This window comes from Vibrio sp. V42_P2S4T144 (genome assembly GCF_009904715.1).
Lineage (GTDB): Bacteria > Pseudomonadota > Gammaproteobacteria > Enterobacterales > Vibrionaceae > Vibrio > Vibrio alginolyticus.
In genome coordinates, this window is record NZ_WXWS01000205.1 from 1 (window position 1) to 13571 (window position 13571).

The 13571-nt window shown below is 44.0% G+C and carries 14 protein-coding genes and 1 pseudogene; 11 read left to right on the forward strand and 4 right to left on the reverse strand.

Features of this window, described 5'->3' with window-relative positions; translation table 11 throughout:
• Positions 1 to 73 precede the first annotated feature (73 nt).
• The 3 genes from CAG68_RS07000 to CAG68_RS07010 are packed head-to-tail and all read left to right on the forward strand — an operon-like array spanning position 74 to position 1238.
• Positions 74 to 364, forward strand: a complete 291-nt coding sequence (locus tag CAG68_RS07000; RefSeq protein WP_005376206.1) for an ArsR/SmtB family transcription factor — start codon at positions 74 to 76, stop codon at positions 362 to 364.
• Between the two features lie 5 nt (positions 365 to 369).
• A complete protein-coding gene (locus tag CAG68_RS07005) occupies positions 370 to 783 on the forward strand; it encodes a YeeE/YedE family protein (RefSeq protein ID WP_372058356.1) in 414 nt (137 codons plus the stop codon).
• A 14-nt stretch (positions 784 to 797) separates the two neighbouring features.
• The gene (locus CAG68_RS07010) at positions 798 to 1238 is read left to right on the forward strand and encodes a YeeE/YedE family protein (protein WP_031781165.1); all 441 of its coding nucleotides are present in this window, start codon (positions 798 to 800) and stop codon (positions 1236 to 1238) included.
• Positions 1239 to 1274: 36 nt separating this feature from the next.
• Here the strand turns inward: CAG68_RS07010 and CAG68_RS07015 are convergent, their stop codons facing one another.
• Entirely contained in the window at positions 1275 to 2138 is an 864-nt protein-coding gene (locus CAG68_RS07015) for an endonuclease/exonuclease/phosphatase family protein (protein ID WP_053303644.1), read from the reverse strand.
• A gap of 309 nt (positions 2139 to 2447) precedes the next feature.
• On the opposite strand from CAG68_RS07015, the gene nrdD reads away from it, so the two are divergent.
• The gene (gene nrdD, locus CAG68_RS07020) at positions 2448 to 4568 is read left to right on the forward strand and encodes an anaerobic ribonucleoside-triphosphate reductase (protein WP_005388026.1); all 2121 of its coding nucleotides are present in this window, start codon (positions 2448 to 2450) and stop codon (positions 4566 to 4568) included.
• Positions 4569 to 4652: 84 nt separating this feature from the next.
• On the forward strand, positions 4653 to 5123 hold the full coding sequence (nrdG, locus tag CAG68_RS07025; protein WP_017634628.1) for an anaerobic ribonucleoside-triphosphate reductase-activating protein: 471 nt from the start codon (positions 4653 to 4655) through the stop codon (positions 5121 to 5123).
• Positions 5124 to 5207: 84 nt separating this feature from the next.
• Here the strand turns inward: nrdG and CAG68_RS07030 are convergent, their stop codons facing one another.
• Positions 5208 to 6593, reverse strand: coding sequence for an MATE family efflux transporter (locus CAG68_RS07030; RefSeq protein ID WP_005388027.1), 1386 nt, complete (start codon positions 6591 to 6593; stop codon positions 5208 to 5210).
• Positions 6594 to 6713: 120 nt separating this feature from the next.
• Between CAG68_RS07030 and CAG68_RS07035 the strand changes: the two genes are divergently transcribed.
• The 3 genes from CAG68_RS07035 to CAG68_RS07045 all read left to right on the forward strand — a co-directional run bounded on the left by CAG68_RS07035 (position 6714) and on the right by CAG68_RS07045 (position 9609).
• Positions 6714 to 7571 (forward strand): AraC family transcriptional regulator, encoded by an 858-nt coding sequence (locus tag CAG68_RS07035; protein WP_005388028.1) that lies wholly within the window; start codon positions 6714 to 6716, stop codon positions 7569 to 7571.
• A gap of 155 nt (positions 7572 to 7726) precedes the next feature.
• Positions 7727 to 8914, forward strand: coding sequence for an amino acid aminotransferase (locus CAG68_RS07040; protein WP_017634625.1), 1188 nt, complete (start codon positions 7727 to 7729; stop codon positions 8912 to 8914).
• 11 nt (positions 8915 to 8925) lie between these two features.
• Positions 8926 to 9609, forward strand: a complete 684-nt coding sequence (locus tag CAG68_RS07045) for an ATP-dependent zinc protease family protein (protein ID WP_005388032.1) — start codon at positions 8926 to 8928, stop codon at positions 9607 to 9609.
• Positions 9610 to 9731: 122 nt separating this feature from the next.
• Here the strand turns inward: CAG68_RS07045 and CAG68_RS07050 are convergent, their stop codons facing one another.
• Together CAG68_RS07050 and CAG68_RS07055 are read right to left on the reverse strand one after the other, a co-directional pair.
• Positions 9732 to 10268 (reverse strand): hypothetical protein, encoded by a 537-nt coding sequence (locus tag CAG68_RS07050; RefSeq protein WP_017634623.1) that lies wholly within the window; start codon positions 10266 to 10268, stop codon positions 9732 to 9734.
• A 154-nt stretch (positions 10269 to 10422) separates the two neighbouring features.
• Positions 10423 to 10797 carry a YgiW/YdeI family stress tolerance OB fold protein gene (locus CAG68_RS07055; RefSeq protein ID WP_005376220.1) on the reverse strand — a complete coding sequence of 125 codons (375 nt, stop codon included), beginning with the start codon at positions 10795 to 10797 and terminating at the stop codon, positions 10423 to 10425.
• Positions 10798 to 10952: 155 nt separating this feature from the next.
• On the opposite strand from CAG68_RS07055, the gene CAG68_RS07060 reads away from it, so the two are divergent.
• From CAG68_RS07060 to modB, 3 genes and pseudogenes are all read left to right on the forward strand, one after another.
• Positions 10953 to 12404, forward strand: a complete 1452-nt coding sequence (locus CAG68_RS07060) for a cobyric acid synthase (protein ID WP_054728981.1) — start codon at positions 10953 to 10955, stop codon at positions 12402 to 12404.
• A 69-nt stretch (positions 12405 to 12473) separates the two neighbouring features.
• Positions 12474 to 13229 (forward strand): molybdate ABC transporter substrate-binding protein, encoded by a 756-nt coding sequence (gene modA, locus CAG68_RS07065; RefSeq protein WP_054575978.1) that lies wholly within the window; start codon positions 12474 to 12476, stop codon positions 13227 to 13229.
• A 27-nt stretch (positions 13230 to 13256) separates the two neighbouring features.
• Positions 13257 to 13571: pseudogene (modB, locus tag CAG68_RS07070) on the forward strand (molybdate ABC transporter permease subunit); the annotation flags it as partial.

The window sequence follows — 13571 nt, forward strand, 5'->3', positions numbered from 1 at the left end:
CATTAGCATTGACTTAATAATATTAATTAGTAATATCTAATAAAATGTAATGTAGTAATGAAGAGGCATAAGAATGGGCGACAGTATGCTACAAAGTGCGACCGAAGCGAGTGAGCTGCTTAAAATTATGGCTCATCCAGAGCGCCTAATCGTGATGTGTAAGCTGATTGAAGGCGAGAAAGGGGTCGGTGAACTTTTTGAAGGTTCATCATTAAGCCAATCTGCTTTTTCACAACATCTCACCGTATTGAGAAAGCACGACATTATTAAAGCTAGAAAAGTTTCTCAGCAGGTATTTTATTCAATTTCTGATGAAAGAGTTGGTCCGCTGGTTGAGGCCTTTAAGCAAGTTTTCTGTAAGTAATTAGTTTGGCGGTTGCTATGTTTGAAGTTCCTTGGATGTCGCTGTTGGGCGGCATAATAGTTGGCGTATCAGCGATAACACTGATGCTATTTACTGGCAAGACTGCTGGGATCAGTGGGATCTTAAACGGTGCCGTTGAGAACGCAGATCGCGTTTGGCGCATTGTTTTTTTAATTGCGATGGTATTAGGTGGCGTGTTTGCTGTTTATGTTCTTGGCGGGCATGTACCAGAACAGTACAGCGGTTCTGTTGTTTTAGTTATCGTTGCTGGCTTGTTAGTCGGTGTCGGTACGCGTATCGGCAATGGTTGTACTAGTGGTCATGGCATTTGTGGGATAGGGCGTTTCTCAATCCGTTCTGTGGTCGCGACGTGTACTTTTATGGCCACAGCCATGTTAACCGTCTTGCTAGTATCGTGAGGAATAGTGCCGTTATGAAAACTCATGTAATGAAAAGTATTAAGCAAATGTCCGTTGTTGCATTTTCTGGTGTGCTCTTTGGTATTGGTATGGTGGTCTCTGGTATGGCTGAACCGGCAAAAGTGATTGGCTTTCTCGATATTACTGGAGCATGGGATCCAAGCTTAGCCTTTGTAATGGGCGGAGCACTTGCGGTGTTCGTTCCAGCTTATCTTTTATTAATAAAGCCAAGAAGCGAATCTGTGTTTGGTGATGAGATTGTATGCCCAACTTCTAAAGCGATAGACAAAAAGTTAGTCGGTGGTGCTGTACTGTTTGGTATTGGTTGGGGGTTACTGGGTGTGTGTCCTGGTCCTGCGGTTGCCAGCCTTTTCACTGGCAACACACAAGTTCTGCTCTTTATAGTGGCAATGTTGGCTGGGTCATTCACCGCTAAAAGAGTGGTTCGTCAATAAAGAAAGTACTTCAACGTTAAAAATAGTACTTAAACGCTAAAAAGTGAGTGTCGTAGAAACCGGGCAATGGTCACTCAGTTTATAGTCGAGTACATCTTGTGTTTTGAAAACGGTTTGAACACCAGACGACGCCTTTAAATCACCACTCACAATAATGTGGTCTATCACCGAGCGGAATTGGTGGGTTTTATTCGGATTACGATTAGAACGCACTTTACATTCCGCTTTAGTCTCTTTAGTCACTAGCTTTGCACTAGTATTGTCCGATATCACGTCCCACAACCAATCTCCTTGATAACCCAAGTTGTGGTTAAAGTCGCCAAGCACGACATAATGTTGTTTGTTGTCCTCGCGCGCCTTTATCCACTTAGCTAGTGCCTGTCCTTGTTGTTTCACTATCTTACAATCGCGGTTATTACGATACGCGCCACTGCAACCCGCTTTCAGATGTACAGAGAGTAGGTGAGTCTCGTTTTCTTGGTTTGGATTTAAAACAAGGTAGCTCGCGAAGCGCAGCTTGCTGTTGCCTCGTGTGATAGAGAAGTCTGGCGTGTCTAATACGCTTACGCCATTGCGCACGGCAAAGCCTGTGTATTGGTTGGTGTCGTTAAACTGAAGGTGTCGGTTGGAGGCGTTTGAACGATCGGAAAGATAGATAGTGAAGTCATTGCCAACAGCTTTTTGCATTGCAGCGACGCTTTCGACTTCTTGAAAAGCAAGAATGTCGGCTTGTGTTTTATCCACATAGTGGGTCAGTTTTTCAAAATCTTGTGGTGTTCTCGACACTTTTCCACCATCTATAGATAACCATTCTATGTTCCAACTGGTTAGATTGATGGAGTTTTGAGCAAATGAAAGAGAACTAAAAAGTAATATTAACGTAACAAAAAGTGATCGCATTTTGGCCTGTTGCACTCCTATCTTTTAGCGTATTCCTTTCCATCCTTTATCCTACAAGACCTCCAAAAATAGCAAGTAGATTTAGTACCAATTTTGCAATTTTCATGGTTTTCTTCGCAACTGAGATCAACGCCAATAAGATCGATTTCTTCTTGTTCGCTAGCCAATCTTTATTGATCAAAATCAATGTTTTCGAGTGGTGCTTCTCGTTAAATACGCCACAATATATTGTGTTGCTAGAATAAAAAATAACCCCATATAGTGTGTTTGTGGATAACTCTGTGAGTATGCTCGGGTAAGGAGAACAAGGTGAAACCAATCGTAATCAAACGCGACGGATCAAGAGCTCCGTTCAACAGGGATCGTATCCAAGCAGCAGTTGAAGCAGCAGCGGAAAACAAAGATAAAGATGTCGCTATTTATGCTCTTAATGTGGCTCTTGCTGTCGAGTTACAGTTAAGAGAACACGATGAAGTTCACATCCATGAGATTCAAGACTTAGTCGAAAATGAACTCATGCAAGGTCCTTACAAAGCCCTAGCGCGTTCTTACATTGAATATCGCCACGATCGCGACATCGCTCGTGAGAAGCAAAGTGCACTAACTCGCGAAATCGAAGGTTTGATTGAAGAAAGTAATCTGGATCTAATCAACGAGAACGCGAACAAAGACGGCAAAGTAATTCCGACTCAACGTGACTTGTTGGCTGGTATCGTAGCGAAACACTATGCGAAGACGCACATTCTTCCTCGCGATGTGGTTCAAGCGCACGAAGTGGGTGACATTCACTACCACGATTTAGACTACGCACCGTTCTTCCCAATGTTTAACTGTATGCTTATCGATCTTAAAGGCATGCTGACGCATGGTTTTAAAATGGGTAACGCTGAGATTGATACGCCAAAATCAATTTCGACTGCAACAGCGGTAACAGCGCAAATCATTGCTCAAGTCGCGAGCCACATTTACGGCGGTACAACCATCAACCGTATTGATGAGGTTCTAGAACCGTACGTAATCACAAGCTACGAGAAACACCTAGAGATCGCAAAAGAGTGGAACATTGCTGAGCCAGAAGAGTTCGCAAAAGCACGCACTGAGAAAGAGTGTTACGACGCGTTCCAATCTCTAGAGTACGAGGTAAACACGCTACACACGGCGAACGGTCAAACACCATTCGTTACGTTTGGTTTTGGTCTTGGTACAAGCTGGGCATCACGCCTTATCCAGAAATCGATTCTGAAGAATCGTATTGCAGGTCTAGGCAAGAACCGTAAAACAGCGGTATTCCCTAAACTTGTATTCGGCATCAAAGATGGTTTGAACCACAAATCAGAAGATCCAAACTACGACATCAAGCAACTTGCGCTTGAGTGTGCGTCTAAGCGTATGTACCCAGACATTCTTAACTACGACAAAGTAGTGGAAGTAACCGGTTCATTCAAAACGCCAATGGGTTGCCGTAGCTTCCTTGGTACTTACGAAGAAAACGGTGAGCTGATTCACGAAGGTCGTAACAACCTTGGCGTCGTGAGCTTGAACCTTCCTCGTATCGCTATCCGTGCAAACGGAAGCGAAGAGAAATTCTACGAGCTTCTAAATGACCGCCTACGTCTTGCTCGTAAAGCACTAGAGACACGTATCTCTCGCCTTGAAAACGTGAAAGCACGTGTGGCCCCAATCCTATACATGGAAGGCGCATGTGGTGTTCGCTTGAAAGCAGACGACTCAATCGCAGATATCTTCAAGAACGGTCGTGCGTCTATTTCTCTTGGTTACATCGGTGTACACGAGACAATTAACGCGCTATTCGGTACAGAAGCGCACGTTTATGATGACGCTGTTTTGCGTGAAAAAGCGGTCGCGATCATCAAGCATCTAAAAGATGCTGTGAATCAATGGGCTGACGAAACAGGTTATGGCTTCAGCTTATATGCAACGCCAAGTGAAAACCTATGTAGCCGTTTCTGCCGCATCGATGCGAAAGAGTTCGGCGTAATTGAAGGCGTAACAGACAAAGGTTACTACACCAACAGCTTCCACCTAGATGTTGAGAAGAAGGTGAACCCATACGACAAGATCGACTTTGAGATGCCTTACCCAGAAATCTCAAGCGGCGGCTTTATCTGTTACGGCGAGTTCCCGAACATGCAACGTAACGTTGAAGCACTAGAAAACGTATGGGACTACAGTTACACCCGAGTGCCTTACTACGGTACAAACACGCCAATTGATGAGTGCTACGAGTGTGGCTACAACGGCGAGTTTGACTGTACAAGTAAAGGCTTCACTTGCCCAAGCTGTGGTAACCATGACTCAACTAAAGTATCAGTAACACGTCGAGTTTGTGGCTACCTAGGCAGCCCAGATGCACGCCCGTTTAACTTCGGTAAGCAAGAAGAAGTGAAGCGCCGAGTTAAACACCTGTAAGGTTTACTACCACTCGTTTTAACACTTTGAAAATCAACTTTAAACAGGTTGATTTTCTCTTTCGCGATAACACAGAGACGCATTATGAATTACCACCAATACTATCCAATTGACGTTGTTAACGGACCGGGTACGCGCTGCACGCTGTTTGTGTCGGGTTGTGTGCATCAGTGCCGAGGGTGTTATAACCAGTCGACGCAACGTTTGGATTCTGGTGTACTTTTCACGCAAGAAGCGGAAGACAAAATCATCGCTGACTTAAACGACACGCGTATCAAACGCCGTGGCTTGTCGTTGTCGGGTGGAGATCCGCTTCACCCTGCTAATGTGCCTCATATTTTGAAGATAGTGAAAAGGGTGAGAGAGGAGTGCCCAGGTAAAGACATTTGGGTTTGGACTGGCTACACGCTGACGGAACTGAATAACGCGCAAAGGGAAGTGGTGCAATACATCGATGTTTTGATTGATGGTAAGTTTGAACAAGACAAGAAAGACCTCAATCTCGAATGGCGTGGCAGTTCAAACCAAATCATTCATCGCTTTACGGACATCTAATCAAGCATTCTCCGCACATAAAAAGGGCTCACGCGTGCATAACGGGTGAGCCCTTTTGGTGTGAGTTCGTTAATGTCTTTTTGGTTACGCTGTCACCGATTGGTCATCTTCAACCATATTATTTATCCAACGTTTAGATTGAATACGGTAAGTCGTCAGTACGCCTTTCACTAACTCTTCCGCGAGCAGAGACATCAAGACAAAATGCAAAGGCAGCCCTAACACCATGCCTGTGTAATAAGTAAGGGGGATGCCAATAGCCCACTGACCGAACGTGTCGATGAAAATGCTATAGCGAATATCAGCGCCACTCTTTAGTACGCCGCCAATCCCAACCATGTTAAACACCCTCAAAATCATACCTAGCGCCATGACTAAACATACGTTAAGTGCCATGTCTGCATCGGTTAACGGGCTCAGTACCAATAGGTGATGAATCATGGGCGAGCTCAACCACACTAGGAAAAACAGCAAGGTGGCTAAGATTGCGCTGGTTAACACATACCACCACGCCGTTTTCTCGACTCGGTCATAATGTTTTGCACCAATATCATTCCCAAGAAGAACGGATGCAGCGACCGCAAATCCCATAAAGGTTGAAATCAGTACCCCTTCAATCGGTGATAAGAATGAGATGATCGCCAGTTCTGAAACGCCCAATTGACCATAGATGATGCTGTAAACGATCAATCCACCAGTCCAAAGCGCATCGTGGACCAACATGGGTAAAGAAACCTTAAAGTACTTTTTTCGATACTGTTTTAAGCGGCCTTGTACCCAATCGAACTTAGTCGGAATTAGGTAAGCATATCGTTTGTAGAAAAAATAAATCAAGACGGCGGTTTGGAAAAATCGAGAAACAAAACTACCTACGGCTGCACCAAATACGCCCCATTGAGGGAAACCAAATAAACCAAAAATCAAAACATAATTAAGCGCGACGTTAACGACAATGGCGGAGATACTAACGTTGGTTGCCAGTTTGGTTTGGCCCACGGAGCGCAATACCGCTTCAATCGGTACTACTATCGCCGTAGCAATGAGGCTAAAGCCCGTAACCACAAGATAATCACGTGCATAAGTGACGTATTCAGGATCGTCTGACATAAAAGAGACGATCTCTTCATCAAAAATCGCATAAAGAACGATAAACGGCAGCGTCACCAAAATGGAAATAAACCAAGATTGCGCCAACGTTCTGCGAATTCCGGCTAGGTTTCCTGAGCCGTAGTATTGAGAAGCAAGTACGGTAACTGCACCGCACAGGCCAAAGACAACCGCTAGGTTGAAGAAAAAGATACGATTTCCAACTCCAACTGCTGCCGTTGCAGATTCTCCGAGTAGGCTTACCATGAAAATATCCACGACGCCGAGCAAAGCAAAAAGCATGGACTGAAGTGAAACAGGTAGGCCAATCGTAATCAGCTTTTGCCAAAATGCTTTATCGATGTATTCGCGTGTTAAGAGCATCGCATTTCTCCTTAAAGATTAATGCGAGTAGTTTATCCTCATGATTTGGCGGTGTATTTTTCAAAGGAATCCAAAACCTTTGTAAAACTCTCTACTAACGCACATGTGAGCCAATAAATCATGGAAGATAAACAAGAACGCTACGCGATTTCAGAAAAAACTTATCAAGAGTTTATTGATCACAGTCGAGTATTAGCACTTGAGGAGAGAGGCATTGTGCAGTGCGGCATTGCCACTTGTCGTGACTTCTTCTCTGTTTATCGTAAAAACCAAAAGAAACACATGCTGCTCTATACGGTGCGTGGTAAAGGGTGGCTAGAGAGTGGGACTTATCGATACGATTTGGAACCGGGCTCGTTGATTACAGTACCCGCAGGTGTTGAAAACGGTTTTGGTATAGAAGAAGAACCTTGGCAGATCGCGTGGCTTTTTCTTGCTCCTGATAGAGAGTGGCCGATATTAGAATGTGATGTTCGCTATCAGCTTTCATCTACACCTGAAGTGATGTATGCATGTATCCAAACACTACTACGCAGCATTCACCTTCCAATCGATTATGGTGGTGCGGTAGGTGAGCATAGTGTGGCTCAGTTAGAGCTGATGTTAAACATGCCGCCCTCAGAGTCGATATCACGCAGCCAATTGAGGCTTCGGCGTGTATTTGACCTTGTCCAACGTCAGCTCCATAAGGATTGGAGCGTTGAGCAGGTGGCGGCTCTATATCCATGTTCGGAGCCTCATTTGCATCGACTGACTCAAAAGCAGTTTGGTCGAAGCCCAATGGCACATTTAACGCGTATGCGCATGGAATATGCTGCTAGGTTACTTCGTTCAACAGAATGGCCAATTCAGCATATTGGAGAAATAGTCGGATATCCGACAAGCGCTAACTTTAGTACACGTTTTAAAGCGTGGTCGACCATGACACCAAGAGAGTTTAGAAAAAACGGTAGAGTGGATTGGTACGACGAGGAGTGAATCGTTCTTTTTCTGAACGATAGAGCGCACAAAACTCACCGCAATCCAGAATTTTGTTCTCTAATTGATGAAATAAGTGAAAAATCATTTCGTCATTTTTTGCGATGGTGTTAACGTGAGGTTCGGTACTTGAATTTCAAAGGGTTATGACTTTCATGTTTTCTAATCTCCCAACTCCCGTATTAGATCCTATTTTATCTCTATCCGTTGCATACCGTAACGATGAACGTCCAAACAAGGTTGACCTTGGCATTGGCGTATACAAAAACAGCGCAGGCGAAACGCCGATTATGAAAGCCATTCAAATGGCGCAGGATGTCGTTGTTGAAACTCAAAAAACCAAGTCTTATGTTGGTCTTGCGGGTTGCGAAGAATTTAATAAAAGCATGATCGATTTGCTGCTGACGGGAACGTCTGCAATGGATCGTGTTGCAGCTATTCAAACGCCAGGTGCAAGTGGTGCGCTGCGTATGCTCGGTGATCTAATGAAGATCGCACAGCCAGATACGACGGTTTGGATTTCCAACCCAAGCTACGTAAACCACAAGCCAGTGATGGAAGCAGCAGGCCTTAAAGTTAAGTTCTACCACTATTTCTCTTCTGAAACGAAACAAGTAGACACCGCAAAAATGATGGATGATCTTGCGAAAGCTGGGCCTTCAGATGTGGTACTTCTTCATGGTTGTTGCCACAATCCAACTGGTGCGGATATTGACTTCTCTGCTTGGCAAGCCATTACAGAATTGTCGCAGAAGAACGGTTTCATCCCATTTGTGGACATTGCTTACCAAGGCTTCGGTGATGGCCTAGAAGAAGACGCAAAAGGTCTTCGTTTTATGGCAGATAACGTTGAAGAGATGTTGATTACTACTTCATGTTCGAAGAACTTTGGTCTGTACCGTGAACGAACTGGTGCAGCGATTGTGGTTGGTAAGAACATGCATGATGTAACCAATGCAAAAGGTAAACTCCTCACTCTAGCTCGCTCTACTTACACGATGCCACCCGACCATGGTGCAGCTTTAGTTAAGACCATTCTGCAAGATGACAATCTCACTTCCGTTTGGAAGCAAGAATTGAGTGAAATGCAACATCGTTTGGTTAGCCTTCGTCAAAGTTTGTGTAACGAGTTGAGAAACAACCATAATACAGATCAATTTGATTTCATTGAGGGTCACAAAGGCATGTTTACTGTGCTAGGCTTTAGTGGAAACCAAATGGCGCAACTGCGTGAAGATTATGGCATTTATGGTGTTGGCGATGGTCGAATTAACATTGCCGGACTTACCGAAACTCATATTCCATACGTAGCGGACGCAATTAAGAAAGTATCTCAAGCTTAATTGGAGTGTGGATGAAAAACTGGAAACTGATTCTGCCGCTTATGATGAGCGGCAGTTTAATTGCTTGTACGTCAACTCAAACGACGCAGGAACCTGTTGAGCCAGAGTCGCCAAAGGTCGAAGAGCCCGTTAAAGTCGAGCCAGAAGTGAAACCTGATGTAGATCCAAAGCCAGAGGTGGAGCCCAAACCAGAAGCGAAACCTGAGAAAAAGCCGGAACCAAAGCCTAAGAAGCCAGTCAAGGTCACAAAAACACCCGATGGCATGTTAATTCTTGGTTCTGAAGAATGGGTTTATGTTCCTGAAATTGACCAGACTTTCAAGGCTAGAGTCGATACAGGTGCGACAACATCATCAATTAGTGCGACTGACATTGTTCCGTTTGAGCGTGATGGTAAAGACTGGGTTAAATTTAAGATAGATTTAGGTGACAAAGACACCAAAGAATTTAAAGTACCCGTTGAGCGCTGGGCTAAAGTTAAGCAGTCTTCGTCAGAAGAGGTGGATAAACGAGCGGTGGTAAAAGCCTACATTACCGTTGGGGATCACAAAGAAAAGACAGAGTTTACGTTAGCGGATCGCGGACATATGACGTTTCCAATTTTGCTTGGTCGAAGCTTTTTTAGAGATATTGCCGTTGTGGATGTATCGAAAAAATATGTGCAAGATAAACCTAAAAAAACCGCTAAAAACTGATGTATTAAAGCTAGTTTCTGCTACAAGCTAATAATTCTTGATTAGCAAAAAATGGCCTCCAAAATCGGAGGCTATTTTTATTGAATCATATGCTTGCTTGTGATGCCTGGTAGTCATATCCACTAAAATGCAAAACGAGCAGACATTACAATTTGCTGGCCATAGACACCATTATTTTTGAAATCTGCACCAAGCGATAGTTGTTGAGTTGAGTGGAATCGTGCGCCCAGATTGTAAATGGTGTTCGAATCGTCATTATCTATGATTTGGCCGATACGGCCATGTAGCTCAACATTTTGCATAAACCAAATACGAGTGCCAATATTCACTTCCGTGCGCCACTCGTCACCCACTTTATCACTGCCGTTCTCTTTAATGTTGTGTACCAACATTTGGCCATAAATATCTGCAAATTGGCCTGCTGGCCCATTAAAGCCTATACCACCAGCAATGTCCCAGTCTCCGCTAAACTCACTGTCTGCGCGAGCAATGAAATGGGTATTCTCTGTAAAGTAGGTATTGAACTCGCCACCAAATGTACCAGGGCTAGTGCCCATGCGAAATTCCATCGTGTTGTAGTTGAAATTATTTGCATGTGCGGAAAGTGGCAAAATAGCACACAAACCAAAGGCTGCAACCTTTAGAGCTTTACCTAGCATGGTGTCTCCGGGCAAGATGATTAAAATGAACAAAAAAATGGTCTGCAAAAAGCAGACCAAGATTGATAAAGCTATCATTTTAAGTGCTTGCCGTCACTATTTAGCTGTAATCGTCACTACATCATGTTGATATGCACAGCAATCGGGGTTTGTTTTACATGACTACGAGTTGTTCGACTTCAATCTCTGGTTTGTTCCCGCCTTCAAATTCGCCAAACAGACGGACTTTAGTCGTGTGATCAATCGGAGTATTTAGCTGAATATCGTCATCGAGTTCGACCATCACTTCACCGGAACCATCGCTAAAGACAAACTTATCCGCGCGAACTTGACGCAATAAGTTACCTTCAACGACCACATCTTTTTCAGTAAACATATTGGAGTCGTTTAGCAAGGCATCCAATTTTTCCACAGTGACAGGACCGTTAAACTGCAAGTTTGATTGGTTTTGAGCGTTATCTTTCGCGAACGCGATAGAAGGAGCAATAGCTAAGGCGGCGATTGTTGCGATAATTGTATTCTTTTTCATGTTACATCCTCATCGGTTTGTTTTGATGGGGTCATTAAAACAGGGCTTGTTTGAACCAATGATGATTTCAACATTCATATTCTATTCATTTGCTTGAGTAAGTGGGGACGATGACGTTATGATTGTTCATCTTCCTCTATTCCTTACGAATGTTCATGAAATCAGCGATCCCATCTTTAATGGTTCAAGGCACCACTTCGGATGCCGGAAAAAGTGTCCTTGTGGCAGGTTTATGCCGTGTATTAGCAAGAAAAGGGATAAATGTTGCCCCATTTAAGCCACAAAACATGGCACTAAATAGTGCGGTAACCAAAGATGGCGGTGAAATAGGTCGAGCACAGGCCGTTCAGGCACAGGCGTGTAATATTGAGCCAACCGTACATATGAATCCGGTTTTGATTAAACCTAACAGTGATACAGGTGCTCAGATCATTTTGCAGGGTAAGGCGATTTCCAATATGGATGCGGCTGGCTTTCATGATTACAAGAAAGTGGCGATGGACACGGTGTTAGATTCCTTCTCTCGTCTGACTCAAGAATTTGATTCGATCATTATCGAGGGCGCGGGGAGTCCTGCTGAAATCAATTTACGAGAAGGCGATATTGCAAACATGGGTTTTGCTGAGGCCGCTGATGTACCAGTGATCATTGTCGCTGATATTGATCGTGGTGGAGTGTTTGCACATTTGTACGGAACACTTGCGTTACTTTCTGAATCTGAACAAGCGCGAGTAAAAGGATTTGTTATCAACCGTTTTCGAGGTGATATTCGTTTATTGCAATCGGGCCTCGATTGGCTAGAAGAAAAAACAGGTAAACCTGTACTTGGTGTACTTCCTTTTCTTCATGGTTTGAATTTAGAAGCAGAAGACGCGATCACTGCGCAGCAAGAGTTGCACTCTGAGGTAAAACTGAATGTTGTTGTGCCTGTTTTAACCCGGATTAGTAATCATACTGATTTTGATGTGCTGCGATTGAATCCAGACATCAATCTACGTTATGTAGGTAAAGGCGAAAAAATAGATAAAGCCGACCTGGTTATTTTGCCTGGGACCAAATCGGTCAGAGACGATCTGGATTATCTAAGAAGCCAGGGGTGGGATAAAGATATCTTGCGTCATATTCGTCTTGGTGGAAAAGTGATTGGTATCTGTGGCGGCTACCAGATGCTTGGAAACTTGATTGATGATCCAAACGGCGTCGAAGGCCAACCAGGTCAAAGCGAAGGACTTGGCTTGCTTGATATCACTACGACGCTAACTAACAGCAAACAGCTTACAAACACACAAGCACAGCTTTCTCTTAACGGCAAAACAGCCAATGTAAAGGGTTATGAAATCCACGTAGGGCGAAGTGAAGTACGGGGCCTGCAACCTCTTACATTCAGTTCCGGTGAAGCGGAGGGGGCGATCAGCGAGTGTGGCCAAATCATGGGAACCTACCTTCACGGGTTCTTTGACGAGGCAGATGTCTTAAGCCTGGTATCAGAATGGGTAAACGGCACCCAAATCAAACAACAAGACTTTGAAGAGTTAAAGGAGCAAGGCATTAATCGCATCGCAGATGCGATAGAACAACATATGCGCCTTGATTTTTTGTTTAAATAGCACATTAACTGATTGAACTTTATATTCAAATAACCTGTTCTTTCGCTTGCCTTGTATTGGAGTATCTCTATGAAAGCATGGAAACAGCATGCTTGCCTTGCGGCAGTATTAAGCATTTCATTTTCAGCAAATGCAGCAACGAACCTAAAAGTGTATGCAGCCTCTTCTATGACGAATGCGATTAACGAGATCGCGCAAAACTTTGAAGAAAAGTATGACGTTTCTATCACTCCCGTTTATGGTGGTTCTTCTTCTATCGCTCGACAAATTATCAATGGCGCACCAGCGGATGTATTCATTTCTGCGAACACGAAATGGATGGATTATTTGGTCGATAAAGAGGTCATTTATCGTGACAATGTCACAAATCTAGTGCGCAATAGCTTAGTGTTGATTGCGCCTCAGTCTTCAGAATTAACCTCATTTAACTTTTCTGATGCAAAGGCATGGGAGAAGGCATTGCATGGAAATCGTCTTGCTTTAGGCAATCCGACGTCAGTACCTGCTGGTATGTACGCGAAAGAGTCATTGACTACACTGGGTGTATGGAAAGCGGTTCAAACTCACGTCGCACCAGCAAAGAATGTGCGCTTAGCTTTGGCGTTGGTTGAACGTGGAGAAGCGCCTTTAGGTGTGGTCTACAAAACCGATGCTCAGTTAACTGATAAAGTCAAAATTGTCGGCGAATTTGCGAGTGATACGCATGCGGCTATTGTTTACCCGGCTGCAATTGTGAATGATTCTACTGAGTCGGAGCAGTTCTTCCAGTACCTAAAATCGGACGAAGCCGCACGCGTTTTTGCTCAATATGGCTTTCAGCAATAAATCGGCCTTCAATTATAGGAACGAAGCGTGACAGAACTGGAATACCAAGCCTTAATGTTAAGCCTCAAAGTAGGCGCGTACGCAGTACTTTGGCTGATTCCTCTCGGCGTTTTTCTTGCTTGGCTACTTTCTCGAAAAACGTTCTTTGGTAAATCGATTCTCGATAGCTTAATTCATTTACCACTGGTATTGCCGCCAGTGGTAATCGGCTATTTGTTGTTGATTTCTTTAGGACGACAAGGGTTCCTTGGAAAGTGGCTCTATGAAAACTTAGGGGTAGTCTTTAGCTTTAATTGGAAAGGGGCAGTAGTCGCTTGTCTTGTCGTGGCTTTGCCTTTGATG

Excerpts from the sequence above, each read along its gene's own strand:
- CAG68_RS07000 (WP_005376206.1), top strand. The coding sequence starts at position 74 with ATGGGCGACAGTATGCTACAAAGTGCGACCGAAGCGAGTGAGCTGCTT.
- CAG68_RS07010 (WP_031781165.1), top strand. The coding sequence starts at position 798 with ATGAAAACTCATGTAATGAAAAGTATTAAGCAAATGTCCGTTGTTGCA.
- CAG68_RS07015 (WP_053303644.1), bottom strand. The coding sequence starts at position 2,138 with ATGCGATCACTTTTTGTTACGTTAATATTACTTTTTAGTTCTCTTTCA.
- nrdG (WP_017634628.1), top strand. The coding sequence starts at position 4,653 with ATGAATTACCACCAATACTATCCAATTGACGTTGTTAACGGACCGGGT.
- CAG68_RS07030 (WP_005388027.1), bottom strand. The coding sequence starts at position 6,593 with ATGCTCTTAACACGCGAATACATCGATAAAGCATTTTGGCAAAAGCTG.
- CAG68_RS07035 (WP_005388028.1), top strand. The coding sequence starts at position 6,714 with ATGGAAGATAAACAAGAACGCTACGCGATTTCAGAAAAAACTTATCAA.
- CAG68_RS07040 (WP_017634625.1), top strand. The coding sequence starts at position 7,727 with ATGTTTTCTAATCTCCCAACTCCCGTATTAGATCCTATTTTATCTCTA.
- CAG68_RS07045 (WP_005388032.1), top strand. The coding sequence starts at position 8,926 with ATGAAAAACTGGAAACTGATTCTGCCGCTTATGATGAGCGGCAGTTTA.
- CAG68_RS07050 (WP_017634623.1), bottom strand. The coding sequence starts at position 10,268 with ATGCTAGGTAAAGCTCTAAAGGTTGCAGCCTTTGGTTTGTGTGCTATT.
- CAG68_RS07055 (WP_005376220.1), bottom strand. The coding sequence starts at position 10,797 with ATGAAAAAGAATACAATTATCGCAACAATCGCCGCCTTAGCTATTGCT.
- CAG68_RS07060 (WP_054728981.1), top strand. The coding sequence starts at position 10,953 with ATGAAATCAGCGATCCCATCTTTAATGGTTCAAGGCACCACTTCGGAT.
- modA (WP_054575978.1), top strand. The coding sequence starts at position 12,474 with ATGAAAGCATGGAAACAGCATGCTTGCCTTGCGGCAGTATTAAGCATT.